A 25,499-nucleotide genomic window follows, 5' to 3' on the forward strand; every position below is an offset into this window, starting at 1 on the left:
TGAGGAACAGGGCGTGCCGCCTCAATCGGCGGAGAAATCCTCGCGCCTGTAACCCTGGATGTAGAGCAGGGCGCTGAGATCGGCGTGTTCGACGCGGGCATGGGCGGCGGCGGCCACGGCGGGCTTGGCGCGGAAGGCGATGCCGAGCCCCGCCTCGCCCAGCATGGCGAGATCGTTGGCGCCGTCGCCGACGGCGAGCGTCTCGTGGGCGGCGAGACCCTGCGCCGCGCGCAGCTCCCGCAGCGTGGCGAGCTTGGCCTCGCGGCCGAGAATCGGCTCTTCCACGACGCCGTCGAGATGCTCCTCCGTCACCACGAGGCGATTGGCGCGGTGTTCGTGGAAGCCGGTGAGCAGGGCGATGCGGCTGGTGAACAGCGTGAAGCCGCCGGAGACGAGGCAGGTGTAGGCGCCATGCGCGCGCATGGTGCGCACGAGGCGCACGCCGCCCGGCGTCAGCGTGATGCGCTCGGCGACGATGCGATCCACCACGCCGACCGGCAGGCCGCGCAACAGGGCCACGCGCTCCCGCAGCGCGGGCTCGAAGGCCAGTTCCCCGCGCATGGCGCGCTCGGTGATGGCGGAAACCTTCGCCTTGAGCCCGACGAAATCCGCCAGCTCGTCGATGCATTCCTGCCCGATCATGGTCGAATCCATGTCGGCGAGAAAGAGCTTCTTGCGCCGCCCGATCAGCGGCTGGACGATGATGTCGACCGGCTCGCCGGCGAGCGATTCGCGCACGCGGTCGGCGATGGCGCGCGGTTCCTCGCCCTCGCCCGGCGTGAAAACCAGATCGGCCGCGATGCCAGGATCGAGCCAGCGCACGGGCGGCGAACCCGGCAGGGCTTGCGCCGCGCGCCGAACGGCGGCATCGGTGAGCGCGGGAGTTGCCGGATCGGAAACCAGCGTCGCCACATAGGGCGTGATGGGCGACGCGATCGGCAATTCGGATGCAGCAGGCGATTGAGCGGTGGATGTCATGCGGACCAACGATGATTGAAAACGACGAACGGCGGGACGGAAAGCGGGCTATTCTCATCGCAGGCCCGACGGCATCCGGCAAGTCCGCTCTCGCGACGGCGCTTGCGCAAAGGCATGGCGGCGTGGTGCTCAATGCGGATTCGATGCAGGTCTACGCGGATCTGCGAATCATCACCGCCCGCCCCACGGTGGCCGACGAGGCGCTTGCGCCGCACCGGCTCTACGGGCATGTCGACGCAGGCGAGAATTATTCGGTCGGCCGCTGGCTCGCGGATTCGGCGGCCGCGCTGGAGGATGTCTGGCGCGCCGGCGGCCTGCCCGTCATTGTGGGCGGAACCGGGCTCTATTTCAAGGCGCTGATCGACGGGCTGTCGGACGTGCCGCCGGTGCCGGAGGAGGTGCGCGCGCGGGTGCGCGACCAGGCGCAGGGCCGCGAAACGCCCTTGCTCTATGCGGATTTCGCCGCGCGCGATCCCGAAACCGCGCTGCGAATCAGCCCCACCGACCGGCAGCGGATATTGCGCGGGCTGGAAGTGCTCGCCGCGACGGGCCGCCCGCTCGCCGCGTTCCGCAAGGCACGCCGGCCCGGCCCGCTCGCCGGCGTGCCGGTGCGGAAAATCTTCCTCGCGCCCGAGCGCGCCGCGGTGAACGCGCGTATCGACGCGCGCTTCCTCGCCATGATGGACGCCGGCGGGCTCGACGAGGTGCGCCGCCTCGCCGCGCGCGGGCTCGACCCGGCGCTGCCTGCCATGCGCGCCCACGGCGTGCCGTGGCTCATCCGCCATATCCGGGGAGAAATCGGGCGGGAAGAAGCGATCGCGGGCGCGCAGGCCGACACGCGCCACTACGCCAAACGTCAGTTCACCTGGTTCCGGCATCAACTGCCGGATTTCGCCTGGCTCGCGCCCGAAGCCGCCGCCGCCCGCCTGGCGGCGGAATGACAGGCGCTCCGGTCATCAGAGGGCGGCCAGTTCGGCCGGCATGTCGGCCTTCAGCACCAGCACCTTCGTGCCGAGCGGCACGCGGTTGTGAAGGTCGATGATGTCCTGATTGAGCAGGCGGATGCAACCCGACGACAGCGACAGGCCGATGGACGACGGATCGTTGGTGCCGTGAATGCGGTAGAGCGTATCCCGATCGCCCTGATAGAGATAGAGCGCGCGCGCGCCCAGCGGATTGCCGAGCCCCGGCGGCATGCCGTTGCGGAATTCCTCCAGTTCCGGCTGGCGCTTGATCATTTCGGCGGGCGGCGTCCACACCGGCCATTCGGCCTTGCGGCGGATGATGGCGCGGCCGTTCCAGCCGAAACCGTCGCGGCCCACGCCGACGCCGTAGCGGATGGCGCGGCCCTCCGGGCGCACGAGGAAGAGGAAGTGCTTGCCCGGATCCACGATGATCGTGCCCGGCTCCTCCCGCGTTTCGAAAGCGACCTCGCGGCGGAAGAACTGCGGATCGATCTGCGACAGATCGATGGCCGGCAGGGGGAAGCGTTCATACGGAATCTCGGCGTACATGCTCACGAAATACGGATCGAGACCGGCGGCCGGCTCAAGACCGGGCACCGCCGACACCACCGTCGGCGGTGTGAGGGGCGACTGGGTGACGCAGCCCGCCGCTGCGAGGGGGGCTCCGATGACGAACATACGCCTGCTGATCGCGAACATCATATCCTCAAGGCTGGAAAGACCTGCACACGTAAAAATGGCAGGATCGACATAATTGTTGATGGCCTTCGCGCGAAGTGAGGGCAATTTGATGACGTGCGGATGCCGGAAAAGTTCCGTCAGGCGTATTGTGCGGCAAATCCCTTAACGTGTGGTATTTTCACCACGAATATCAAGCGCTTCGTTTCAAGTTCCCGTGATCGCGGCGGCGGGGCGCGAATCCCGGTATAGGAAAATAGTCCTTGACAGCGGCGCGCTGTCGGAGTATGTTCCTGACATGCTCCACAAGTGTGCCCGGTCGGCGGCGGCGGTTGTCACCCGCCGCCGGGCGGACGCGCCACGCCTGTCCGATGCAACCTGCCCGACATGACGAACGAGGAGGGGCCATGCCTCAGCCTGATCGCGCCGCCCGCGCGGGCGACGACGCTCTTCTGGCGGAAGCGCGCCGCCTCTACGAACAGACGAACACGCCGGCGCGGGACATCGCGGCCATGCTGGGCAAGAGCGGCACGCGCGCGCTCTACCGGCTGGCGGAACGGCGCGGCTGGGGCAAGCGGCCGGCCCGGAGCAAGCCGGCCGGACGCGCGCCCGCCGACGGCGGCAAGCTGGAACGCACCGAAAGCCTCAACAGCCGCCGGCAGTTGATCCGCAAGCTGGAAAAGACCGTGGCGCGGGAGATTGCCGCCATCGACGCGCGGCTGCGCCAGTACGCGGCGGCGGCGGCCGAGGGAGATGCGGCCCCCGGCGCCGACCATGAACGGCATGCGCGGGCGCTCGCCACGCTGGCGCGCACGCTGCGCGAGCTTGCCGCCATCGACCGCGTGGAAACGCAACTGGCGGAAACGCAGACGGGAGACGACGATGACGAGATGTTCCCGCGCGACGCCGACACGCTGCGCGACACGCTTGCGCGACGCCTTGAGCAATTGTCTCGCCAGCGGCCGGCTGGAGGGGTTTCTCGCGACCTGTGACGCCGCCGACCTGCGCTATCTCGCGCATGCCTGGGCGGAAGTGTGGGCGCGCGACGACCAGTTGCCGCCGAAGGCCGCGCAGGGCGGTGGCGACTGGACGACATGGCTCGTGATCGGCGGGCGCGGCGCGGGCAAGACGCGCACCGGCGCGGAATGGGTGCGCGGCATGGCGCTCGGCCTGCCGCCCTTCGCCGACACGCCCGCCGGGCGCATCGCGCTCGTCGGCGAAACCGTGGCGGACGTGCGCGAGGTGATGGTGGAAGGCGTCTCCGGCGTGCTCGGCGTGCATCCGCGCGGCCAGCGCCCCGTCTGGATTCCCTCCCGCCGCCGGCTGGAATGGCGAAACGGCGCAGTGGCGCAGGTGTTTTCGGCCGAAGACCCGGAAGCGCTGCGCGGCCCGCAATTCCATGCCGCCTGGTGCGACGAGCTTTGCAAGTGGCGACAGGCGGAGGAAACCTGGGACATGCTGCAATTCGGCCTGCGGCTGGGCCGGCATCCGCGCCAGCTCGTCACCACCACGCCGCGCCCCGTGCCGCTGCTCAAGCGCCTCATCGCCGATCCGCGCGCGGCGATCACCCGCGCCGCGACGCGCGACAACGCCTTCAATCTCGCGCCCGCCTTTCTCGACGCCGTGGTCGGGCGCTATGCCGGCACGCGGCTCGGGCGGCAGGAACTCGACGGCGAGCTGATCGAGGAACGCGCCGACGCTCTGTGGACGCGCGCCATGATCGAGGCCGCGCGCATCGACGCCGCGCCGCCGCTCTCTCGCATCGTGGTCGCCGTCGATCCGCCGGCGACCTCCGGCAAACGGGCCGACGCCTGCGGGTTGGTGGCGGCCGGGCGCGACGAGGCGGGTGCGTTCTACGTGCTGGAAGACGCCACCATGGAACGCGCGCGCCCCGCCGAATGGGCCGCGCGCGCGGTGGCGCTGTTCCACCGCCATAATGCGGATGCGCTCGCCGTGGAGATCAACCAGGGCGGGGAAATGGCCATCGCGGTGGTGGGCGAGGTCGACGCCGGCGTGCCGGTGACGCCGGTGCGCGCCACGCGCGGCAAGTATCTGCGGGCCGAACCCGTCGCCGCGCTCTACGAGCAGGGCAAGGTGCGCCACGCCGGCGTTTTCCCGGCGCTGGAAGACGAAATGGCGGATTTCGGCCCCGGCGGGCTCTCCAGCGGCCGCTCGCCCGACCGGCTCGACGCGCTGGTGTGGGCGATCACCAGCCTGATGGGCGGGCCGCGCGCGCAGCCGCGCGTCAGAACCCTTTGAAGGAGAACGACATGAGCGATGCCGGTTCCGGCCCCTTCGCGGGCGATCTCACGGCCAGCGTCGAGGGCGCGCGCGAGGCGATGCTCGACCTCGAAAACGTGGCGCAGCGCTTCGGCAACACCGTGACCGGCGTATTCTCGCGCGCCGTCGTCAACGGCAAGCAGTTCGACGACGTGATCCGCTCGCTCGGCACGCGGCTGACGCAGCTCGCCCTGCAATCGGCGCTGAAGCCGCTTGAAACCGCCGTGACATCGGGGCTCGGCAACCTGCTCGACAAGGGCATCGGCTCACTGGGTTCGGCGCTGTCGGGCAACCTGCTCTCGGCCAGCGCCAACGGCAACGTGATCGCCGGCGGCACGGTGCGGCCCTTCGCCGACGGGGGCGTCATCGCCGCGCCGACCTATTTCCCGCTCGGGCGCGGAACCGGGCTGATGGGCGAAAAAGGCGCGGAAGCCATCATGCCGCTGGCGCGCGGACCGGACGGGAAACTCGGCGTGCAGGCGGCCGGCGGCGCGGGCGGCGCAACCGTGAACGTCACCATCAACGCCAGCGACGCCGAGAGTTTTCGCCGCTCCGAAGCGCAGGTGGCCGCCGCGCTCGCCCGCGCCGTCGCGCGCGGAAGGCGGGGGTTGTGATCTGGATGGGGGAGCGAGTGTGCATGTAAAGCGTGAGGCGCTCTTCGGCGCCTTCCGCTTCTTTTTTAAGAACCTCGCATTGGCTCGGGCGCGCGTTCGCGCTTGCCGCGCGAAGCGCGGGGGGCGTCGGTGCGGCGCGGGTTTTCTCAAAAACAGGAAAAAATCATGGCTCCTTTCATCGGCCGCCTTTTCGGCGGCGGAGGGCGCGCGTCTGCGTCCGTTCAGGCTCATCCCGCGCCGCCGGAACGCAAGGCGTCGCGCACGGCGGCGCTGTTTGCCGTCTCCGGGCCGGGGCGGCCGGTGTGGACTCCGCGCGACTATCACGCGCTGGCGCGCGAGGGATTCCAGCGCAACGCCGTCGTGCACCGCTGTGTACGGCTCATCGCGGAAGCCGCCGCTTCCGTGCCGCTGCTGCTGAGGGAAGGGCGGCGTGAGTTCGACACCCATCCGCTGCTCGCGCTGCTGGCGCGCCCCAACCCGCGCGAGGCCGGCGCGGCTTTTCTCGAAGCCGTTTTCGGGCATCTGCTGGTCGCGGGCAACGCCTATGTGGAGGCCGTGGCGCTGGACGGCGCGCCGCGCGAGCTTTACGCGCTGCGGCCCGACCGCATGCAGGTGGTGCCGGGACCGGACGGCTGGGCCGCCGCCTACGACTACCGCGCCGGCGGCAACGCCGTGCGCTTTCGCCAGGAGGGAGAGGTGCCGCCGATCCTGCATCTGCGGCTCTTCCATCCGGCAGACGATCATTACGGCCTGTCGCCCATGGAGGCGGCGGCGATGGCGCTCGACATCCACAACGCTTCCGCCGGCTGGAACAAGGCGCTGCTCGACAACGCCGCCCGGCCTTCCGGGGCGCTGATCTACGCCGGCACCGACGGCGGCAACCTCACCGATGCGCAGTTCGAGCGGCTGAAGGCGGAGCTTGAGGCGCAGTTTCAGGGCGCGGCCAATGCCGGCCGGCCGCTGCTGCTCGAAGGCGGGCTCGACTGGCGGCAATTGTCGCTCACGCCCGCCGAAATGGACTTTGCCGAAGCGCAGGCCGCAGCCGCGCGGGAAATCGCGCTCGCCTTCGGCGTGCCGCCGCTGATGCTCGGCCTGCCGGGCGATTCGACCTACGCCAATTATGCGGAGGCGAACCGCGCCTTCTGGCGGCAGACCGTCATTCCGCTGGTGCGGCGCACCGCGCAGGCTTTGGCGCAATGGCTCTCGCCCGCCTATGGCGCGACGCTCGCGCTCGAACCCGATCTCGACGGCATCGAGGCGCTTGCCGGCGAGCGCGAGGCGCTGTGGCGGCGCATCACGGCCGCCGATTTCCTTACCGTCGACGAAAAGCGCGAGGCCGTGGGCTACGGCGCGCGCCCGGCGGCGCGGGAGGCAGGCCGATGACGGGCGCCTTTCCCGCCGCCCTCGCGCCGGTGACGGAGAGCTTCATCGCGCGGGGCGACCTCGCTCACCTCGCGTTGCTGCTGTGGGCATGCGGCGCTTCCGCGCTGCTTGTGGCGACGCTGCGCGACCTCGCCAGCGCCAACCGGCGCTTCGACGATTTCGTGCGCGAACTCGCCCGCTTCAACCGCCGCCACGACAGGGCGGACGCAGGACAGGGAGACTGACATGACCCGTGCGATCAACCGCACCCGCGTGGCGCCCAAGGCGGCGCAGCCGCGCAAACCGCCATGCAGGACGCCGCGCAAGGGCGAGGAAGCCATCGCCGGCTTCATCCGCGTGCTCGAAAAGCTCGATGCCGCGCCCGGGCCGAAACAGACGAAAGCGCTCGGCCGCGCGCCGGAGGGCCGGTGATGGCGGCGCGCGCGGATGCATGCCAGGGGGCCGCGCCGGAGCAAGGGGCCGCGCCGGAGCTGAAGGCGCTCACGGGCGTCATCGGGCCGCTGGACGAGGCCGGCGTGTTCGAGGGCTACGCCAGCCTGTTCGGTGTGCCCGATCTCGGCGGCGACATCATCGCGCCCGGCGCCTTCGCGGAAAGCCTCGCCCGGCGGGGCGCCGCCGGCGTGCGGCTGTTGTGGCAGCACGATCCCGGCGAGCCCATCGGCGCGTGGCTGTCGCTCGCGGAGGATGCGCGCGGCCTGCGCGTGCGCGGGCGGCTGAGCCTCGGCGCGCGGCGGGCGCGCGACGTCGCCGCGCTGCTGAAAACCGGAGCCGTGGACGGCCTGTCCATCGGCTTCCGCACCGAACGCGCGCGCCGGGAAAGCACCGGCCAGCGCAGGATCTTCCGGCTCGACCTGTGGGAAGTGTCCGTCGTGACCTTTCCGATGGCGCCGGGAGCGCGGGTGCTCGCGGCATCTCCCGCCACGAAGGGAGATGCCGCGCCATTCGCCCCGTCACCGCTTGCCGACGCCATCAGGCGCGCGGCCGCAACCCTTCATGCCTGACCGGAGATATTGCCGATGACCGTTGAATATGCTCTCGCCACGCCCGCCGGCGCGCCCGAAACGAAGGTCGCCCCGCAAGGAGCGTCTCACGGCGCGTCCCACGGCGATGTCGCCGCCGCCTTCGCGGACTTCTCGCATGCCTTCGCCGCCTTCCGCGAGGCCAACGACGCCCGTCTCGATGCGCTGGAAACGCGCTTTGCCGGCGATCCGGTGATCGAGGAGAAGGTCGCGCGCATCGACCGGGCCGTCGACGACGCCAAAAGCCGCCTCGACCGCCTGATGCTCGATGCCCGCCGCCCCGCGCTCGGCGGCGAGGGGCGCGCGGCCGATCCCGCCGTCGAGGAACACAGAAGCGCCTTCGGCGCCTATGTGCGCGGCGGCGAGACGGGCGGGCTCAAGGCGCTGGAGATGAAGGCGCTGTCGGCCGGATCGGGACCGGACGGCGGCTATCTCACGCCCGATTCCGTGGAGCGCGAGGTGCTGGCGCGCCTCGGCGCGATCTCGCCCATGCGTGCGCTTGCCTCCGTGCGGCTGATCTCCGGCGCGGCCTACAAGGGCGCGATCACCAAAACGGCGGCGGCCGCCGGATGGGTCGCGGAAACCGGCGCGCGCACGCAGACCAGTTCGCCGGTGCTGGCGGAACTCGACTTCCCGGCGCTCGAACTCTACGCGCTGCCCGCCGCCACCCAGACGCTGCTCGACGACGCCGTCGTCAATATCGAGGAATGGCTCGTCTCGGAGGTGGAGACGGTTTTCGCGGAACAGGAGGGCAAGGCCTTCATCGTCGGCACCGGCACCGGCCAGCCGACCGGTATCGTCAGCTATCCCACCGTGGCGCACGCGGATTGGGAATGGGGCAAGATCGGCGCCACGCCGACCGGCGTCTCGGGCGGCTTTCCGGCGAGCGATCCCGCCGACATCCTGCTCGACCTCATCTACAGCCTCAAGGCGAGCTACCGCCAGAACGGCGCTTTCCTCATGAGCCGCAAGACGCAGAGCGCCGTGCGCAAGCTCAAGGCCAGCGACGGACATTACATGTGGCAGCCGCCCGCATCCGCCGATCAGGCCGCGTCGCTCTTCTCCTTCCCCATCGTGGAGGCGGAGCACATGCCCGACATCGGCGCGGACAGCCTGTCCATCGCCTTCGGCGATTTCCGGCGCGGCTATCTCATCGTCGACCGCGCGGGCGTGCGCGTGCTGCGCGATCCGTATTCCGCCAAGCCCTACGTGCTGTTCTACACCACGAAGCGCGTCGGCGGCGGGGTGCAGGACTTCGACGCCATCAAGCTGCTGAAGTTCGGCACCTCGGCGGCTTCGCCGGTCATTCCCTAACGCCAGTCGGCCTTGCGGCCCCAGCGCGCGAGCGTGCCGTCGATGAACCCGCGCTGCGGGGCGACGAGCACGCCTTGCGTGTAAAGGCCGCAGGCGCTGCCGCCCGCGCCCTTGGCCCAGGTGGAGACGGCGATCACCGCGCCGTCGGCGCGCACGATGGGGCCGCCGGAATCGCCCTGGCAGACGCCGGCGCCGGCGCGCTTGCCAAGCCCCGCCGGGTCCGCCGCCCAGAGCAGGATCTTGCCCGGCCCGTAGGGCTCCACCGTCACCAGAGCGGCGGCGCGGAAGGTGCCCATCGTCGCCGGATCGTGCTCGGCCGAGGCGCCCCAGCCCAGCGCCGTGACCGGCGTGCCGGCGCGCGGCAACCGCGCGTCGGCGAGGGTCGCGGGCGCGAAGCGGGCGGGCAGGGGCGTGGCGAGGCGCACCAGCGCGAGATCGATGGAGCGCTGGCGCGCTTCGATCGCCCGCGCGTTGTAGCCGTTGTGGGTGGCTATCTCGGCCGTCTCCAGCAGAACCGGCGCGCCGGCCGCATCGCGGAAATGGACGCGGATGTCGCGTCCGCCCGCCACGCAATGACCGGCGGTGAGCACCGCGTCGCGCGCCAGCACGATGCCCGAGCACACGCCGCCGCCGGACGCCAGCACCATCACCGTGCGCGCCTTCAGCGGGCCGTCGTCCGCCGCGCCGCGCACGATGGCGGCGGCGGGAGAAGCCGCCGCGAGGCACGCGGCGGCGGCCGCCGCGACAGGCGCGAGACGCCGCACCAACGCAATGAGGATCGTCATGACCCCGCTTCTCCTGACCGGACCGGCGACGGAGCCGGTGACGCTGACCGATATAAAGGGATACCTGCGCCTCGACAACGACGACGAGGACAGGCTGATCGCCTCGCTTATGACAGCCGCGCGGCTGATGGTCGAGGCCGAAAGCGGCCGCTGCCTCATCGCCCAGACATGGCGGCTGGTGCTCGACCGCTGGCCGGCCTCCGGCGCGATCCGGCTGCCGCTCTCGCCCCTCATCGGGCTGGAGGAAGCGCGCGTGTTCGCCGCCGACGGCGCCGCGACCGTGCTGCCGGCGGCGCATTTTCACGCGCATGCGGCGGACGATCCGCCCCGGCTCGTTGCCGCCGGGGCCTTGCCCGCGCCGGGGCGGGCGTTTTCCGGCATCGAACTCGACGTGACCACGGGTTACGGCGCGACGGCCGACGCCGTGCCGATGCCGCTGCGCCAGGCCGTGCGCGCCATCGTCGCCCGCTGGTACGAGCACCGCGGCGACGGCGGCGAGGCGCCCGCCGTTCCGCGCGAGGCGCTGGCGCTCATCGCGCCCTACCGGCGCGGGAGGCTGTGAAATGGCGCAAAGGACGATCGGCGAACGGCGGCGGCGCTTCGCGCTCGAAACGCCGGTGGAGGTCGGCGACGGCGCGGGCGGCGTCATCCGGCACCATGCGCATGTCGCCTGCCTGTGGGGGACGCTGGAAACGCCCGGCGCGTCGGCGAGCGCGGAGAGGGATGTGGCGGAGCGGCGGGAACTGGCGCGCGTCTGCCGGATCGTCACGCGCTATCGCCCCGGCATCGACGGACGCAGCCGCCTGCGGCTCGGGGAACGGGTGTTCGCCGTGCTCTCGGCGGCCGACCCGGACGGGCGGCGGCGCGATCTCGTCATCGTGGCGCAGGAGGTGACGCCATGAGCGCGAAAGGGCCGGTGCTGGCGCTGCGCGAGGCGATGCTCGCGCGCCTCGCGGGCGATGCGGCGCTGACGGAGATGCTTTGCGGCGCGCGCATCTACGACGCGCCGCCGCGCGGCATCCATGGCGTGCATGCCGTGTTTTCGGAAACGCGCCTGCGCGACTGGTCGACCGGCACCGACAACGGCCACGAGCAGGATGTCTTCATCACCGTGTGGTCGGGGGAAGGCGGCGCGCGGGCAGCGCTGCTGGCGGCGACGCGCATCGCCGCGCTGCTGGACGACGCCGCGCTCGCGCTCGACGGCCATCGGCTGGTGAACCTGCGCCTTGCCGCGTCCGAAACGCGGCGCGACGCCCGTGCCGACCGTCAGCGCGTCGTGCTGCGTCTGCGGGCGGTGACGGAAGTGCTTTGACCTGACATGTGAAGGAGGATCGGATGGGAGCCCAGAAAGGCAAGGACCTGCTGCTGAAGGTGCGCGACGACAGCGGCGCTTTCGTCACCGTGGCGGGACTGCGCGCACACCAGATCGCTTTCAACGCCGAAACCGTCGATATCACCCACGCGGAATCCGCCGGGCGCTGGCGGGAACTGCTCGCGGGCGCGGGCGTGCGGCGCGCTGGCGTCACCGGGGCCGGGGTATTCAAGGATGAAACGTCCGATGCGCTGGTGCGCCACAGCTTCTTTGAAGGCACGATCATCGCCTGGCAGGTGATCGTGCCCGATTTCGGGCGCATCGAAGGGCCGTTCCAGATCACCAGCCTCGAATACCGCGGCGACCATGCCGGCGAAGTGACCTTCGACCTCGCGCTGGAATCGGCCGGGGCGCTCACCTTCAGCTTGTTGTGAGGCGATCATGATGAGGAATGCCATGGTCAATCGCAGACGGGGCGAGATCGAGGCGCTGCTCGGCGGCGAACGGCACCGGCTGGTGCTGACGCTCGGCGCGCTCGCGGAACTGGAGGACGCCTTCGGCGTCGCCGACCTGGCGGCGCTGGGGGAGCGGCTCGCGGCGGGGCGGCTTTCGGCGCGCGACATCGTGCATATCCTGCAAGCGGGCCTGCGCGGCGCGGGCAGCGATCTCGACGCCGCCTGCCTGCCCGTGGCGCGGGCGCTGCCGGATATCGCCCGCGCGGTGGCGGAGCTGCTCGCCGCCACCTTCGGACCGGAGGAGGCCGCAAACCCTCCGCCGCCGCAGACGCCGTGAGCGCCGGGGCGCGGCCTTTTCCCTGGGAGGAGGCGATGCGCTTCGGCCTCGGCGTGCTGCGGCTTTCACCGGCGGCGTTCTGGAGCCTGACGCCGCGCGAACTCGCGGCGGCGCTGGACGGCGTCTATGGCCGCCCGGCCGCGCCGCTGTCGGCGGCGGAGCTTGGCGCGCTCATGCGCGCCTTTCCTGATGAAACGGGAGATTCTCATGCCCGCGAGCTTTCATGAAGTGCGCTTTCCGCTCGACATCGCGCTCGGCGCGGCCGGCGGGCCGGAATGGCGCACCGATGTGGTGACGCTCGGCTCCGGCGCGGAACACCGCAACGCGCGCTGGAGCCAGTCGCGCCGGCGCTACGACGCCGGTTACGGCATCAAGACGCTCGACGCGCTGCATGCCGTGCTCGCCTTCTTCGAGGAGCGGCGCGGGCGGCTCCACGGCTTCCGCTGGCACGACCGGCTCGACTGCCGCTCCGGGCCGCCCTCGCGCACGCCCGCCTTCAACGACCAGCGCATCGGCGAGGGCGACGGCGCGTCGAGGGCCTTCCGGCTCGTCAAGAGCTACGGCACCGGTTATGCGCCCTACCTGCGGCGGATCGTCAAGCCCGTGGCGGGAACGGTCGTCGTGGGCGTCGGCGGCGCGGCGCTCGGCGGCGGAGCGTTCGGCGTCGACACCGCGACCGGCGTCGTGACGCTCGCGCAGGCGCCGCCGACAGGGGTGAGCGTGACGGCGGGATTCGCCTTCGACGTGCCGGTGCGCTTCGACACCGACGCGCTCACCGTCGATCTCGCCGCGTTCTCGGCCGGCGCGATCCCCACGATCCCGCTCATCGAAATCATCGAATAGGAGCCGCCATGCGCACGCTATCGGAGGGGCTTTCGTCGCATCTGGGCGAAGGCGTGACCACGCTTTGCCGCTGCTGGAAACTGCTGCGCCGCGACGGCCATGTCGCGGGATTCACCGATCACGACCGCGATCTCGCCTTCGCCGGCGTCACTTTCCTCGCCCGCTCCGGGCTGGAGGCGGCGGAAGCGACGGGGGAACTCGGCTTCGCCGTCTCGGGCGGCGACGTCGCCGGCGTGCTGGCGGCGGCGAGCATCACCGAGGACGATCTCGCGGCCGGAAAATACGACGACGCCAGCGTCGAGACGTGGCTGGTGAACTGGGCGGACGCGGAGCAGCGGCTGTTGCTCGACGTCGCCGCCATCGGCGAGGTGCGGCGCAGCGAGCACGCCTTCACGGCCGAATTGCGCGGCATCATGCATCGCTACGACCAGGAGCAGGGCCGTCTGTATCGGGCGGATTGCGCGGCCGATCTCGGCGATTCCCGATGCCGGGTGGCGCTGAATGCGCCGCATCTGCGCGCGGAGGGAAGCGTGGAGACGCCGGCCGGGCGGCTCGGTTTTTCGGCCGGCGCGCTCGCCGGCCATGCCGCCGGCTGGTTCACGGGCGGGGCGCTGCGCTTCACCTCCGGCGCGAACGCGGGCGTGACGGCGGAGGTGAAGGCGCACAGCGGCGGCGCGCTGGAACTGTGGGTGCCCGTGGCGAAGGCCATCGCCGCCGGCGACCGCTTCATCGTGACGGCGGGCTGCGACAAGAGCTTTTCCATGTGCCGGGCCAGGTTCGCCAATGCCGTCAACTTCCGCGGCTTCCCGCACATGCCGGGCAACGATTTCATCGTGCGCTATCCGCTTCAGGGCGAGGCGGGGCTCGACGGCGGGAGCCTGTTCCGATGATCGCGCGGGCGCAGATCGTGGCGGAAGCGCGGAGCTGGATCGGCACGCCTTACCGGCATCAGGCGGCGCTGAAGGGCGTGGGCTGCGATTGCCTCGGCCTCGTGCGCGGCGTGTGGGCGGCGCTCTGCGGAGAACCGCCCGAAACGCCGCCGCCCTACAGCGCCGACTGGGCCGAAGCCGGCGGTATCGAGACGCTGCGCGACGCCGCGCGTCGGCATCTCCTGCCCGTGGCGGGCGACGCGATGCGCGCCGGCGACGTGCTGCTGTTCCGCTGGCGGGCGCATGTGCCGGCCAAGCATCTCGCCATCGTGACGGAAGCGGGGCCTGGCGGCGCGCGCATGGTGCATGCGCATGACGGGGCCGCCGTGTGCGAGGTGGCGCTCTCCGGCTGGTGGCGGCGGCATCTCGCCTACGCTTTCGCGTTTCCCGGTTGTCTCGATCAGTGAAGGAAGGCGCACATGGCGACGCTGGTGTTGCAGGTGGCGGGGGCGGCGGTGGGCGGCCTCATCGGCGGACCGTTCGGCGCGATCGCGGGCAGGGCGCTCGGCGGCATCGCCGGGGCGATGATCGACAGCACGCTGCTGGCGCAAGGCGGCGGCGGCGCGCAATACGGCGAGGGGCCGCGCCTCGCCGACATGGACGGGCTCACCTCCACGGAAGGCGCGGCGGTGCCGCGCGTCTACGGGCGGGCCAGGATCGGCGGGCAACTCATCTGGGCGACGCGATTCGAGGAGGTGGTGTCCTATGACGTGACGCGCTCGTCCGCCAGCGGCGGCAAGGGCGGCGCGCGGGGAAAGGCTTCCGTGACCTCGACCTATTCCTATTACGCCAATCTCGCCATCGGCCTGTGCGAAGGCGAGATCGCGCAGGTGCGCCGCGTGTGGGCCGACGGCAAGGAACTCGACCCCGCCATCGGCTTTCGCGTCCACAAGGGCACGCAGGACCAGCAGCCGGACCATCTCATCGTCGCCAAGGAAGGCGCGGAGAACGCGCCCGCCTATCGCGGCATCGCCTATGTGGTGTTCGAGCGGCTGCCGCTGGCGGAATTCGGCAACCGCGTGCCGCAGTTCTCCTTCGAGGTGGTGCGGCCCGCGAACGGGCTCGGCGCGCGCATCCGCGCCATCGAGATCATTCCCGGCGCGTCCGAGTTCATCTACGACACCGCCGCCGTGGTGCGGCTCGACGGGCCGGGCGTCAGCACGCCGGAAAACACCCATCAGCAGGAACGCGCCACCGACGTGCTCGCCTCCTTCGACGCGCTGGAGGCGCTCTGTCCCAATCTCGAACGGGTGGCGATCGTGGCGAGCTGGTTCGGCAGCGATCTGCGCGCCGGCGTATGCACCATCACGCCGCGCGTGGAGCACAAGGAGAAGAAGACATACGGCGGCGAATGGTCGGTGGCCGGGCAGGTGCGCGCCACGGCGCTCACGGTGAGCCGGGTCGACGACGCGCCCGCCTACGGCGGCACGCCCTCCGACGCTTCCGTGAGGGCGGCGATCAGGGAAGCCAAAGCGCGCGGCTGGGCGGTGACGCTCTATCCCTTCGTCATGATGGACGTGCCGTCGGACAATGCATTGCCCGATCCGCGCACCGGCGCGACGAAGCAGCCGCCCTATCCGTGGCGCGGGCGCGTCACCTGCGATCCCGCGCCCGGACGCGCCGGCTCGCCGGACGGCACGGCGGCCGCGGCGGCGCAGGTGGCGCGCTTCTTCGGCGCGGCGGGCGGCTGGGGCCTGCGCCGGCTCACGCTGCACTATGCGTCGCTCGCGGCGCAGACGGGGGGCGTCGACACCATCGTCATCGGTTCCGAACTCGTGGGGCTGACGCGCGTGCGCTCCGCTCCCGGCGTCTATCCGGCGGTGGCGGAACTCGTCGCGCTCGCGGCCGAGGTGCGCGCCATCGTCGGCGTCGGCGTCGCCATCACCTATGCGGCGGACTGGACGGAATACGGCGCGCATGTGCTGGACGGCGGGGCGGAGGTGCGCTTTCCGCTCGATCCGCTGTGGGCCAGCGCCCATATCGACGCGGTCGGCATCGATTATTACGCGCCGCTCTCCGACTGGCGCGACGGCGACGGCCATGCCGACGCGCAGGAAGCGGCCTCGGTCTACGACCTCGATTACCTCACCCGCAAGGTGATCTCGGGCGAGGGCTTCGACTGGTATTATGCGGACGCCGCCGGGCGGGCGGCGCAACAGCGGCTGCCGATCACGGACGGGAGCCACGGGAAGCCGTGGATGTTCCGGCAAAAAGATCTCGCCGGCTGGTGGGCCAATGCGCATGTCGAGCGTATGGGCGGCGCCGAGACCGCCGCCACGGCATGGGTGCCGGCGGGCAAGCATGTGTGGCTCACCGAGATCGGCATTCCGGCGGTCGACCGGGGCACCAACGGGCCGAACGTGTTTCCCGATCCGAAATCGTCGGAATCGGCCTATCCGCCCTTCTCGCGCGGCACCCGCGACGACCTGATCCAGAACCGGGGGCTCAAGGCGCTTCTCAACGCCTACGGCTCCGGCGAGAGCGCGGCCAATCCGCTCTCGCCGCGCGACGGGCTGCCCATGGTGCCGGCGGATCGCGTCTATGTCTGGACGTGGGACGCGCGGCCCTATCCGGCCTTTCCGGCGCTCATCGACGTGTGGCGCGACGGCGGCAACTGGGAAACCGGCCACTGGCTCACCGGGCGGCTGGAAGGGCTGACGCTGGAGGCGCTGGTGGGAAGCGTCGTCACCGAATGGGGGCTGCCGGACGCCGATATCGCGCTCGACGGGGAACTCGACGGCTATGTCGTCGACCGGCCCATGTCGGCGCGGCAGGTTCTGGAGCCGCTGGCGAGCGCCTTCGGTTTCCACGCCACGACAAGCGGCGGGCGCGTGCGCTTTCGCGGCAACGCGGGGCCTGCCGTCATCGCCGTGACGGCGGACGAGATCGTGCCGGACCGCGACGGCGCGGGGCTCACGCTGCGGCGCGCGCAGGAAGGCGATCTGCCGTCGGAAATCCGGCTGGGCTACACCGACGGCGACCGCGACTACCGCCGCGCCGCCGCGCTGTCGCGCCGGCTCGGCGTCGGCAGCAAACGCTCGGAAGGGCGCGACCTCGCCGCCGTGCTGCGGCCGGGGCTGGCGCAGCATCTCGCCGACATCGGATTGCAGGCGCTGTGGATCGGGCGCGAATCCGCTTCCTTCGCGCTTTCGCCGCGCCATGTGCGGTGCGAACCCGGCGATGTGATCGCGCTGCCGGTGGGCGATGAAATGCGGCCCTTCCGCATCGCGCGCATCACGGACGGCGCGGTGCGGCAGGTGGAGGCGCAGGCGGTCGCGCCCTCGTTGCAGCGCGACGCCGTGCCGAGCCTGCCGCGCCCGCTGCCGAGCGTGCCGCTGCTGCCGGGGCCGCCGGACGTGACGGTGCTCGACCTGCCGATCGTCGCGGCGGCGCCCGCGCCGTTGCAGGCGATGGCGGTGTTCGCCGATCCCTGGCCGGGGCGCGAGGCCGTGTGGCGCGCGGGCGAGGGCGGCGGCTTCACGCTCCACGCGGTGGCGGAACTCTCCGCCATCGTCGGCGAGACGCTGACGCCGCTCGGACCCGGGCCGCTGTGGCGCTGGGACATCGGCAACAGCGTCGACGTGCGGCTGCGCGGCGGCACGCTGACCGGCATCGACGACGCGGCGGCGCTCGCGGGCGGCAACACCCTCGCCGTGCAAGGGGCAAACGGGCGCTGGGAAGTGCTTTCGGCGGCGCGGGCGGACCTCGCCGCCGCCGGCACGGTGCGCCTGTCGCGGCTGCTGCGCGGGCTCGGCGGCACGGAGCCGGAAGCCGCGCGCCGGGTGGAGGCGGGCGCGAAGGTCGTGGTGCTCGATGCGGCGCTGGTGCCGCTGACGACCGACACCGGCGACATCGGCCGCCCGTGGCGCTACCGCGTCGGCCCGGCGTCGAACGACCACGCCGGACCGATGGCGGTGGAAATCGCGGCGACAGCGACGGCGGAAGCCTTGAAGCCGCTCGCGCCGGTGCATCTCGCGGCGCGGCGGACGGGCGAGGGCGTCGTCATCTCCTTCATCCGCCGCACGCGCGCCGGCGGCGACAACTGGGAACTGGCCGAAGTGCCGTTGTCGGAGGAAGTCGAGGCTTACGAGATCGACATCCGCGCCGGCAGCGCGGTGAAACGCACGCTGCGCGCGGCCGCGCCGGCGGCGCTCTATCCCTCGGCGCAGGAACTGGCGGATTTCGGCGCGGCGCAGGCGAGCATCGCCGTCGCCGTCGCGCAGGTCGGGGCGAGCGTGGGGCGCGGCTTCGAGGCATGGGCCACGCTGAAGGTTCTCTGAACAAGGATCGACAACATGAGTGAGACGACGAAACTGCGCCTGCCGCTCATCGCGGCGGCGCAGGCACAGAAGCATGTCACCCACAACGAGGCGCTGCTGAAGCTCGACGCGCTGCTGCACCTCGAAGTCATGGACAAGGACCGCGATGCGCCGCCTGCCAATCCCGCAGACGGCGACCGCTACATCGTCGGGGCCGGCGCGTCGGGCGCATGGGCGGGCGAGGCGGGACATGTCGCCGCCTTTCAGGATGGCGTGTGGCGCTTCCATCCGCCGCAGATCGGCTGGCGCGCCTTCGTGCGTGACGAGGGGGCTCTTTATGTGAAGGCGCAGAGCGGCTGGATCGCTGTCGGCGGCGGCGCGGGCGGCGGGGCGTTGCAGAACGTGACGCTGTTCGGCCTCGGCACCGAGGCGGATGCCGTCAATCCCTTCTCCGCCAGAGTCGGCAAGGCGCTGTGGGCGGCGACCACCGTTGCGGAGGGCGGCACCGGCGACCTGCGTTACACGCTGAACAAGGAGGCGGCGGCGAACGTGCTCTCGTTGCTCTTCCAGCGCGGATGGTCGGGCCGGGCGGAAATGGGGCTGATCGGCGACGACGATTTCCAGATCAAGGTATCGGCCAACGGCTCCATGTGGCGCGAGGCGATGCGGATCGACGGCGCGAGCGGGCGGGCGGCCTTCCCCGGCGGGATTGCGCCGCGCCCGTGGGTAAACCTGACGGATGCCGCGACCGTCACCATCGACGCCGCCGCCGGCGACCGGTTCCGGCTGGCGGCCGGCGGTTCGCGCACGCTCGCGAAGCCCGTCAATCTCATGGACGGCATGCGCTTCATCCTGCGCGTCACCAACAGCGCCAACGTCACGCTCACGCTGAATGCGGCGTTCGCGCCGTTTTCCGGGAGCGCGCCGGCGCTGCGCGCGGGCGCCGGGCAAAGCAACACGTTCGACTGCGTTTACGATGCGGCCGCCGACAAGGTTTTCTATGCCTGGTACTGACGGGAGGCTTCCTTGACCTGCACGAACGGGCGCAAATCGCCCAGAATCCCGCCCCACGTTCCGCCGTGTCACGATTTCCATATCCGGCGCGGCGACAGCGCCGCCGTCGCGGTGCGCTTTCGGACCGTGACGCAGGAGGGCGCGACGCAATTGCTCGATCTCTCGGGAAGCGACATGACGCTGCATATCGACTGGCCTGGCGGCGGGCTCGTGCGCCGCTCCCGAGACGGCGGCCTCCATGTCGAGGGCCTGCAAGGGACGGTGGAATGGCGGGCGGAACCCGTCGAGACCGCCCGCCTGCCCGAAGGACGCATAGCCACCTACCGGTTTATCCGCGACGTGGAAGCGGGAGAGCGGCGCACGCTGCTCGCCGGCTTCATGATCGGCGTGGGCGCCGCAGCGGAAGGAGGAATGAACGATGTCTGAAAGCAATGGCGATGCCTGCGCGACGGTGGTCGAGATTCTCGTGCCCGGCCCGCAGGGACCGGGCGGCGGAACCGACGCCGGCATCGGCGGCCATGCCGTCGCGGTCGACGATCTCGCGGCCGGCGATGCGCTCGTCTTCGACGGCGAGGTTTGGGAAAACCGCCCGCTCGCGTCGGGCGGCGACATGACGAAGGCGGTCTACGACGCCGATGGCGACGGCAAGGTCGATGCGGCGGCTGTCGCTGACGCGGTGGCCTGGGCCGGCGTCACGGACAAACCCGCCGACTTTCCGCCCGCCGCGCACGGCCATGCGATCGCGGATGTCGCCGGTCTCGCTGCGGCGCTGGCGGGGGCGGGCGGAGTTGCCGGCCCCGAGACGACGCTGGCCGGGGCACTGGCCTTTTTCAACGACACCACCGGCACGCTGCTTTCTTCGGGAGAGGATACGATGACAAGCCTCACAGTCGCGCTCACGGCCATCGCGGACGCGATCAGCGACAACGCGGGAACGGGCGGCGGCGGTTCGCTCGCATGGAGCGATGTCACCGGCAAGCCGGCCGCGTTTCCGCCTGCGGCGCACGGCCATGTGCTTGCGGATGTCGCGGAGCTTGAGGATGCGCTTGCCGGCAAGGCGTCGCTCGCCTCGCCGGCCTTCACCGGCGAGCCGACCGCGCCGACCGCCGAAGCGGGCACGAACTCGACCCGGCTTGCCACGACGGCCTTCGTGGCCGCTGCGGTCGCTGCGGGCTCCGGCGGCGGCGGTTCGCCTGCATGGAGCGACGTCACCGGCAAACCCGATGCCTTCCCGCCCGCCGCGCACGGCCATGCGATCGCGGATGTTACCGGCCTGACGGATGCGCTCGCCGCCAAAGCTCCGCTCGCTTCGCCGGCCTTCACCGGCGAGCCGACCGCGCCGACCGCCGAAGCGGGCACGAACTCGACCCGGCTTGCCACGACGGCCTTCGTGGCCGCTGCGGTCGCTGCGGGCTCCGGCGGCGGCGGTTCGCTCGCATGGAGCGACATCACCGGCAAGCCCGATGCCTTCCCGCCCGCGGCGCACGGCCATGCGATCGCGGATGTCACCGGCCTGACGGATGCGCTTGCCGCCAAGGCCGATGCGGCGGCGATCCCTGCGCCGGCGCCGGCGGCGACGCTGCTCGCCGGCGCGGACGAGGCCGCCTTCGTCACCGCGAAGGCCGTCGCAGACGCCAACGCGCCCGTGGCGCTGGACGCTTCCGCCGCCACGGTTTCCATCGATCTCGCGGCCGGCGTCAACTTCGCGCTGGCGCTGCCCGGCAACCGCACGCTCGCCAACCCCGACAACGCCCGCGCCGGGCAATCCGGCAGCATCCGGGTCACGCGGACCACTGCCCCGGCGACGCTCTCGTTCGGTTCCGCCTGGGCGCCGGCCGGCGGCTCATTCGCCATCAGCGAGGCGGTGGGCGAGGCCGATCTCGTCACCTTCCTCGTCGTCGCGCCCGGCACTGTCGTGTTCAGCGTGCTGAACGGCTTCACACTGTAAGGAGGGCGCCATGCTGCTGGGAACACATCCCATGCTGACGGGAAAGCCGACCCCGACCGGGCCGCGCACGCTGGGGGAATGGACCTTGCAATCCACGCCCGTCGCTGTGGACAGGCTTGTACGCGTCTGCCGCTTCGGCGGGCAGTTCATCGCCGCCGGCACCAGCGGCACGATCCTGACAAGCCCGGACGGCATCGTCTGGACCGCGCGCGATACCTCCGCGGCAGACGCTCTTTACGCCATCGGTTATCGCAACGGCCTGTACTTCATCGGCGGCGACGGCGGCACCATCCGGACGAGCCCGGACGGCATCGTCTGGTCCGCCCCGAAAACCATAACGACGAACATTTTACTGAACTTCGCCCACAACGACGACCTGATCGTGATGGGCTGCACCAACGGCACGATCCTGACAAGCCCGGACGGCATCGTCTGGACGGAGCGCGGCGGCCCGCAGGCGACGATAGCGCGTGAAATCCTGCGTGTCGGCAACGTCTTCCTGCTCGTGGGAGATCGCGCCTCCATCGCGACGAGCCCTGACGGCATCGTCTGGACCGCCCGCACGCCGGCCTATCCCGAACCCGTCGAGACCAACGGCATCTATGCCGCCGCTCACGGCAACGGCCTGTTCGTGGCCGGCGGCGTGGGCGGCAAGATCCAGACGAGCCCTGACGGTATCGTCTGGACCGCGCGCGCCTCCGTCCATACCGCCACGATATGGGCCATGACATGGAGCGCCGGCCTGTTCGTGGCCGGCGGCGACGGCGGCACGATCCAGACGAGCCCTGACGGCATCGTCTGGACCGCCGCGACAGGGGCGACGACGAACAGACTGCGCGGCATCGCCTACAAGGACGGCCTGTTCGTGGCCGTGGGCGAGGGCGGCAAGATCCAGACCGCAACCTTCCTGTAGATCATCGGGAGACGACCATGACACATGCCATCATCCGCGACGGTGCGCCCGTCGAGCTGCATCCGGGAAAGCCCTTCGCCGACTCTGCCGGCGTGCAACATCCGGCCGGCGTGCTGCGCCTGTGGAGCGCGGCGGAACTCGCGGCGATCGGCGTCTGTCCGATCGTCGAAACGCCGGTGCCCGCCGGCCATCGCGCCACCGGCAGCGCCCTGCATCGGGATGCGCAGACGGGCGCGGTGACGCGGGTCTACGAGACGGAGCCGCTGCCGCCGGCCGACCTGGCCGCGCTCAAGGCAGCGCTCAAGGCCGGCATCGACGCGCAGGCGGAGGCCGGGCGCCAGCGCTACATCACACCGGGCGCAGGACAGGCGCTGACCTATCAGGCCAAGGCGGCCGAGGCGGCGCGCCATATCGAGAGCGGCGGCGCGGGCGACTATCCGCTGCTGGCGGCCGAAATCGGCATTACGGGAGCGACGCTGGCCGAGGTGGCGGACGTGGTGCACGCCGCCTATCAGCAATGGCTCGCCATCGGGGCGCAGATCGAGGCGGCGCGGCTCGCCGCAAAGGCGGCCGTCGAGGCGGCGTCCGACGAAACGTCGGCGCGGGCCGTGACGGCCGCGTGGCCTCAAGCCTGACCGGCCTCCACAACCTGCCCGTATTTGCCGCCCGCTTCATGCGGGCTTTTTGTCGGCTGGAGAAGATCATGATGCGAAAAATCACGCATATCGTCATCCATTGCAGCGCCACCCCGCCGGAGCGCGACGTCGCCGCCGCCGAGATCGATCGCTGGCATCGCGAGCGCGGCTGGGCCGGCATCGGCTATCATTTCGTCATCCGGCTCGACGGCACCGTCGAGCGCGGTCGCGCGGAGGCGCAGGCCGGCGCGCATGTCGCGGGCCACAACGCCAACTCCATCGGCATCTGCTATGTCGGCGGCGTTTCGGCCAGCAATGTCAACGTGGCGCAGGATACCCGCACGCCGGCCCAGAAGGCGGCGATGGAACGGCTCGTGCGGGAACTGCTGACCCGCTATCCCGGCGCGGAAGTGTTGGGGCACCGCGATTTTCCCGGTGTCGGCAAGGCTTGCCCGTCGTTCGATGCGCGGGCGTGGTGGCGCGAGGCGGGCGCGAAGGCGCCGGCCGCCGATCCCGCGGAGTCCCCCGGCACGTATGTCGTGCGGCAGGGCGACACGCTCTACGGTATCGCAAACAGGCACGGGGCGGATCTGTTCCGCCTCGTCGAACGCAACGGCCGGGTGCGCACCGACCTGACGCCGGGCGAGGTCCTCAGGATTCCCCGCTGACGTTTCCCGGCTCATCCGCCGCGCGCCGGTTCGGCGCAGCCCGTTCCCGATCATCCGGAGCATCATCATGTTTCGCGGCCTTTTCATGGGCGGCGCGTTCGCGCTCGCTTTTCTCACGTCCGCCGTCGATTTCGCTTTCGCGAACGCATCGGTCACGGCGACCGACGGCGTGATCACAATTCCATGGGGCGCATGGCTGGCTGCCGTGCTCGACTGGGCGTCGGCCATCGTCATTGCCGTGATCGCGTGGGCGCTGCGCCGGCTCCCCGCCGGCATCCACGCGATCATCCGGCAGTTGCGCGCCGAGCAGTTGCTGGGGCGCGCCGTCGACTACGGCATCAACGCCGTCAAGGGCGCGACACGGGGCAAGAAACTCGATATCGTGACGACGCATGCGGTGATCGAGACAGCGGCGGAATACGCCGTCGCCAACGCGCCGGTACTGGTCGGCCGGCTGGGCGCCGATACGCTGCGCGCCAAAATCCTCGCCCGCATCGAAGCCGACGAGAGCGTGACGGCGGCGGATGTCGGCGCGGGAGTGCCGCCCCCGCAATCCGCTTATCGCGCATCGTTATGATATATGCCAATGATGTGTTGCAGGCCGGCAGTCAATATTTCCGCATTGCAACGGGAGGCAACCGAACATGCAAGAAAGATCGACACAGACCGACGACGCCGACAACGGAGACGGCCCTTCGCTCACGATCTCGCCGGACAACGTTTGTTTCATCATCGTCAAGGCACGGCAGTTCGACGCCAAGGACGCGGTGACGGAACCCGATCCCGGATCGAATCCCGCCGACGACATGGACGCGGCGGTTCTCGAAAGCCATCGGGACGATCCGGTGGTGGAGGAACTCACCTCGTTCATCAGGGCGCTGTCCGAAGACGAGCAGATCGATCTCGTCGCGCTGACCTGGCTGGGGCGGGAAGATTACTCTTCCGAGGACTGGCCGCAGGTGCGCGAGGAGGCCGCGCAGGCGCACAACAGGCGCACGGCCGAATATCTGCTCGGCACGCCTCTTCTCGGCGATTTCCTCGAGGAGGGGCTTTCGATGCTCGGTTACTCCTGCGCGGAAACGGAGAGCCAGCATCTTTGACGCATGGAGCCGGGAAGCGCGCCGGCTGAAAAGTGCGCCGTCGATGGAATAGAAGGCCGTCAGCCCCGTTCATCCTCATGCAGGCGGACACCGCGTCCGCGGAAGGATGAAGAGGTTACGGATATGCAGATCATCGACATTCACCGCTTCAAGGGTGTGAAGTGGAGCTTCACGACGCGCATCGTCGATCTCGGCCGTGCGCGCACGATCATCGTGGATGCGGATCACGTTCCCGCCGCCGGCGAGATCGCGTTGGCCGTCGTCGATACCGTCGGCCATCACAAAGCCGTGGAATCGGTCGACGGTCGCAGGTCCGCGATCTTTCCGGGCGACGAGATCCTGCTCGCCTACGGCAACCGCTATGCGCCCGACCAGTTCGAGGCCTATGTGCCCGACGCGCTCGGACCGTGCCATCTGGCGGCAGGCGGCGGGATCGCCGCGAATGTCGTCGCGCTCCACGGGCGGGTCCGGCCGCCGACGGACATCACCGTGACGGGCGTGCTGGGCGACAGCCACGGGCGGGCGCTCAATCTGGCGGAATTTGCGTTGCCCGCCCGTAATCCGCGCGGCTCCGCGCCGGTTATCTGCGTTTGCGGCACTTCGATGAACGCGGGCAAGACCTCATCCATGGCGGTGCTGGTGCGCGGGCTCACCAGGGCCGGCCATCGGGTCGGCCCCATGAAGGCCACCGGCACCGGCGCGGGCAACGATCTGAGGATCATGCGCGACTCCGGCGCGATCGCGGTGCTCGATTTCACCGATGCGGGTTTCGCCACCACATTCCGCTCGCCGCCCGACGCCATCGAAGCGGGCGCGCGCCATCTTCGCAGGCGGCGATTCGATGGGCGCCATCGCCGGCGTGCGCCATCTCGCCGGCCTCGGATATGATGTTCTGGCCGCTTCCGGCCTCGTCACCGCCTCGCCGCTCGGCCGGCGCGAGATCGAGAGCGAAATCCGGCCGGGGCAGGCCGGCAGGGACGACGCCGCATGAGCGGCTTGCCGCGCGGATTATTCCCGAAAGCCGAAAATTCTCCCGCGCCCGATCCGCGCGGCCTGGAGTCGGAGATATA

General features: G+C 70.8%; 32 protein-coding genes. 29 read left to right on the forward strand and 3 right to left on the reverse strand.

The features are described from left to right. Window positions 1-21: 21 nt before the first annotated feature. Window positions 22-978: a phosphoserine phosphatase SerB gene (gene serB / locus ACOYJQ_RS05235; protein WP_433456930.1), complete on the reverse strand. Its 957-nt coding sequence runs from the start codon at window positions 976-978 to the stop codon at window positions 22-24. Window positions 979-989: 11 nt separating this feature from the next. Here serB and miaA point away from each other — a divergent pair, with 11 nt between their 5' ends. Continuing rightward, the gene (gene miaA / locus ACOYJQ_RS05240) at window positions 990-1,919 is read left to right on the forward strand and encodes a tRNA (adenosine(37)-N6)-dimethylallyltransferase MiaA (RefSeq protein ID WP_433456931.1); all 930 of its coding nucleotides are present in this window, start codon (window positions 990-992) and stop codon (window positions 1,917-1,919) included. A 15-nt stretch (window positions 1,920-1,934) separates the two neighbouring features. Here miaA and ACOYJQ_RS05245 read toward each other — a convergent pair whose 3' ends face one another. Continuing rightward, window positions 1,935-2,621 (reverse strand): L,D-transpeptidase, encoded by a 687-nt coding sequence (locus ACOYJQ_RS05245; RefSeq protein WP_433456933.1) that lies wholly within the window; start codon window positions 2,619-2,621, stop codon window positions 1,935-1,937. Between the two features lie 407 nt (window positions 2,622-3,028). Between ACOYJQ_RS05245 and ACOYJQ_RS05250 the strand changes: the two genes are divergently transcribed. The 8 genes from ACOYJQ_RS05250 to ACOYJQ_RS05285 all read left to right on the forward strand — a co-directional run bounded on the left by ACOYJQ_RS05250 (window position 3,029) and on the right by ACOYJQ_RS05285 (window position 9,231). Beyond that, window positions 3,029-3,613: a hypothetical protein gene (locus ACOYJQ_RS05250; RefSeq protein ID WP_433456934.1), complete on the forward strand. Its 585-nt coding sequence runs from the start codon at window positions 3,029-3,031 to the stop codon at window positions 3,611-3,613. Next, on the forward strand, window positions 3,504-4,880 hold the full coding sequence (locus ACOYJQ_RS05255) for a DNA-packaging protein (RefSeq protein WP_433456936.1): 1,377 nt from the start codon (window positions 3,504-3,506) through the stop codon (window positions 4,878-4,880). Before ACOYJQ_RS05250 ends, ACOYJQ_RS05255 begins: the two co-directional genes overlap by 110 nt. Window positions 4,881-4,891: 11 nt before the next feature. Then, on the forward strand, window positions 4,892-5,515 hold the full coding sequence (locus ACOYJQ_RS05260) for a phage tail tape measure protein (RefSeq protein WP_433456938.1): 624 nt from the start codon (window positions 4,892-4,894) through the stop codon (window positions 5,513-5,515). Between the two features lie 165 nt (window positions 5,516-5,680). Further along, window positions 5,681-6,898 (forward strand): phage portal protein, encoded by a 1,218-nt coding sequence (locus tag ACOYJQ_RS05265; protein ID WP_433456939.1) that lies wholly within the window; start codon window positions 5,681-5,683, stop codon window positions 6,896-6,898. Continuing rightward, window positions 6,895-7,122 carry a hypothetical protein gene (locus tag ACOYJQ_RS05270; RefSeq protein WP_433456940.1) on the forward strand — a complete coding sequence of 76 codons (228 nt, stop codon included), beginning with the start codon at window positions 6,895-6,897 and terminating at the stop codon, window positions 7,120-7,122. Before ACOYJQ_RS05265 ends, ACOYJQ_RS05270 begins: the two co-directional genes overlap by 4 nt. Window position 7,123: 1 nt before the next feature. After that, window positions 7,124-7,309, forward strand: a complete 186-nt coding sequence (locus ACOYJQ_RS05275) for a hypothetical protein (protein ID WP_433456941.1) — start codon at window positions 7,124-7,126, stop codon at window positions 7,307-7,309. Next, window positions 7,309-7,899 carry an HK97 family phage prohead protease gene (locus ACOYJQ_RS05280; RefSeq protein ID WP_433456942.1) on the forward strand — a complete coding sequence of 197 codons (591 nt, stop codon included), beginning with the start codon at window positions 7,309-7,311 and terminating at the stop codon, window positions 7,897-7,899. Before ACOYJQ_RS05275 ends, ACOYJQ_RS05280 begins: the two co-directional genes overlap by 1 nt. 15 nt (window positions 7,900-7,914) lie before the next feature. Continuing rightward, the gene (locus ACOYJQ_RS05285; protein WP_433456944.1) at window positions 7,915-9,231 is read left to right on the forward strand and encodes a phage major capsid protein; all 1,317 of its coding nucleotides are present in this window, start codon (window positions 7,915-7,917) and stop codon (window positions 9,229-9,231) included. Here the strand turns inward: ACOYJQ_RS05285 and ACOYJQ_RS05290 are convergent. Further along, window positions 9,228-10,016, reverse strand: a complete 789-nt coding sequence (locus ACOYJQ_RS05290) for a S1 family peptidase (protein ID WP_433456945.1) — start codon at window positions 10,014-10,016, stop codon at window positions 9,228-9,230. The genes ACOYJQ_RS05285 and ACOYJQ_RS05290 overlap by 4 nt on opposite strands. Between ACOYJQ_RS05290 and ACOYJQ_RS05295 the strand changes: the two genes are divergently transcribed. From ACOYJQ_RS05295 to ACOYJQ_RS05390, 20 genes are all read left to right on the forward strand, one after another. Continuing rightward, window positions 10,015-10,578, forward strand: coding sequence for a head-tail connector protein (locus ACOYJQ_RS05295; protein ID WP_433456946.1), 564 nt, complete (start codon window positions 10,015-10,017; stop codon window positions 10,576-10,578). The genes ACOYJQ_RS05290 and ACOYJQ_RS05295 overlap by 2 nt on opposite strands. Before the next feature lies 1 nt (window position 10,579). Continuing rightward, on the forward strand, window positions 10,580-10,918 hold the full coding sequence (locus ACOYJQ_RS05300) for a head-tail adaptor protein (RefSeq protein ID WP_433456947.1): 339 nt from the start codon (window positions 10,580-10,582) through the stop codon (window positions 10,916-10,918). Next, window positions 10,915-11,328, forward strand: coding sequence for a DUF3168 domain-containing protein (locus ACOYJQ_RS05305; protein WP_433456948.1), 414 nt, complete (start codon window positions 10,915-10,917; stop codon window positions 11,326-11,328). The genes ACOYJQ_RS05300 and ACOYJQ_RS05305 overlap by 4 nt, the downstream gene beginning before the upstream one ends. 23 nt (window positions 11,329-11,351) lie before the next feature. Beyond that, window positions 11,352-11,762 carry a phage major tail protein, TP901-1 family gene (locus tag ACOYJQ_RS05310; protein WP_433456949.1) on the forward strand — a complete coding sequence of 137 codons (411 nt, stop codon included), beginning with the start codon at window positions 11,352-11,354 and terminating at the stop codon, window positions 11,760-11,762. A 22-nt stretch (window positions 11,763-11,784) separates the two neighbouring features. Beyond that, complete coding sequence (locus ACOYJQ_RS05315; RefSeq protein ID WP_433456950.1) at window positions 11,785-12,120, forward strand: gene transfer agent family protein; 336 nt, start codon at window positions 11,785-11,787, stop codon at window positions 12,118-12,120. Continuing rightward, window positions 12,117-12,347 (forward strand): rcc01693 family protein, encoded by a 231-nt coding sequence (locus ACOYJQ_RS05320; protein WP_433456951.1) that lies wholly within the window; start codon window positions 12,117-12,119, stop codon window positions 12,345-12,347. Before ACOYJQ_RS05315 ends, ACOYJQ_RS05320 begins: the two co-directional genes overlap by 4 nt. Then, the gene (locus ACOYJQ_RS05325) at window positions 12,328-12,963 is read left to right on the forward strand and encodes a phage distal tail protein, Rcc01695 family (protein WP_433456952.1); all 636 of its coding nucleotides are present in this window, start codon (window positions 12,328-12,330) and stop codon (window positions 12,961-12,963) included. The genes ACOYJQ_RS05320 and ACOYJQ_RS05325 overlap by 20 nt, the downstream gene beginning before the upstream one ends. An 8-nt stretch (window positions 12,964-12,971) precedes the next feature. Then, window positions 12,972-13,853 (forward strand): DUF2163 domain-containing protein, encoded by an 882-nt coding sequence (locus tag ACOYJQ_RS05330; protein WP_433456953.1) that lies wholly within the window; start codon window positions 12,972-12,974, stop codon window positions 13,851-13,853. Beyond that, entirely contained in the window at window positions 13,850-14,299 is a 450-nt protein-coding gene (locus tag ACOYJQ_RS05335; protein WP_433456954.1) for a peptidase P60, read from the forward strand. The genes ACOYJQ_RS05330 and ACOYJQ_RS05335 overlap by 4 nt, the downstream gene beginning before the upstream one ends. Before the next feature lie 12 nt (window positions 14,300-14,311). Beyond that, on the forward strand, window positions 14,312-18,172 hold the full coding sequence (locus tag ACOYJQ_RS05340) for a baseplate multidomain protein megatron (protein WP_433456955.1): 3,861 nt from the start codon (window positions 14,312-14,314) through the stop codon (window positions 18,170-18,172). 15 nt (window positions 18,173-18,187) lie between these two features. Next, window positions 18,188-19,165: a DUF2793 domain-containing protein gene (locus tag ACOYJQ_RS05345; protein WP_433456956.1), complete on the forward strand. Its 978-nt coding sequence runs from the start codon at window positions 18,188-18,190 to the stop codon at window positions 19,163-19,165. Between the two features lie 12 nt (window positions 19,166-19,177). Then, a complete protein-coding gene (locus ACOYJQ_RS05350; protein WP_433456957.1) occupies window positions 19,178-19,591 on the forward strand; it encodes a hypothetical protein in 414 nt (137 codons plus the stop codon). After that, window positions 19,584-21,113 carry a hypothetical protein gene (locus ACOYJQ_RS05355; protein WP_433456958.1) on the forward strand — a complete coding sequence of 510 codons (1,530 nt, stop codon included), beginning with the start codon at window positions 19,584-19,586 and terminating at the stop codon, window positions 21,111-21,113. Before ACOYJQ_RS05350 ends, ACOYJQ_RS05355 begins: the two co-directional genes overlap by 8 nt. Before the next feature lie 10 nt (window positions 21,114-21,123). Further along, a complete protein-coding gene (locus ACOYJQ_RS05360; protein WP_433456960.1) occupies window positions 21,124-22,026 on the forward strand; it encodes a hypothetical protein in 903 nt (300 codons plus the stop codon). A 17-nt stretch (window positions 22,027-22,043) separates the two neighbouring features. After that, a complete protein-coding gene (locus ACOYJQ_RS05365) occupies window positions 22,044-22,661 on the forward strand; it encodes a hypothetical protein (protein WP_433456961.1) in 618 nt (205 codons plus the stop codon). Between the two features lie 68 nt (window positions 22,662-22,729). Next, complete coding sequence (locus tag ACOYJQ_RS05370; RefSeq protein ID WP_433456962.1) at window positions 22,730-23,329, forward strand: N-acetylmuramoyl-L-alanine amidase; 600 nt, start codon at window positions 22,730-22,732, stop codon at window positions 23,327-23,329. A gap of 67 nt (window positions 23,330-23,396) precedes the next feature. Further along, on the forward strand, window positions 23,397-23,906 hold the full coding sequence (locus tag ACOYJQ_RS05375) for a hypothetical protein (protein WP_433456963.1): 510 nt from the start codon (window positions 23,397-23,399) through the stop codon (window positions 23,904-23,906). A 67-nt stretch (window positions 23,907-23,973) separates the two neighbouring features. After that, window positions 23,974-24,429 carry a DUF3775 domain-containing protein gene (locus ACOYJQ_RS05380; RefSeq protein WP_433456964.1) on the forward strand — a complete coding sequence of 152 codons (456 nt, stop codon included), beginning with the start codon at window positions 23,974-23,976 and terminating at the stop codon, window positions 24,427-24,429. Window positions 24,430-24,552: 123 nt separating this feature from the next. Next, entirely contained in the window at window positions 24,553-25,317 is a 765-nt protein-coding gene (locus tag ACOYJQ_RS05385) for a hypothetical protein (RefSeq protein WP_433456965.1), read from the forward strand. Beyond that, a complete protein-coding gene (locus ACOYJQ_RS05390) occupies window positions 25,271-25,420 on the forward strand; it encodes a hypothetical protein (RefSeq protein ID WP_433456966.1) in 150 nt (49 codons plus the stop codon). The genes ACOYJQ_RS05385 and ACOYJQ_RS05390 overlap by 47 nt, the downstream gene beginning before the upstream one ends. Window positions 25,421-25,499 lie beyond the last annotated feature (79 nt).

This window comes from Pseudochelatococcus sp. (genome assembly GCF_050946405.1).
Lineage (GTDB): Bacteria > Pseudomonadota > Alphaproteobacteria > Rhizobiales > Beijerinckiaceae > Pseudochelatococcus.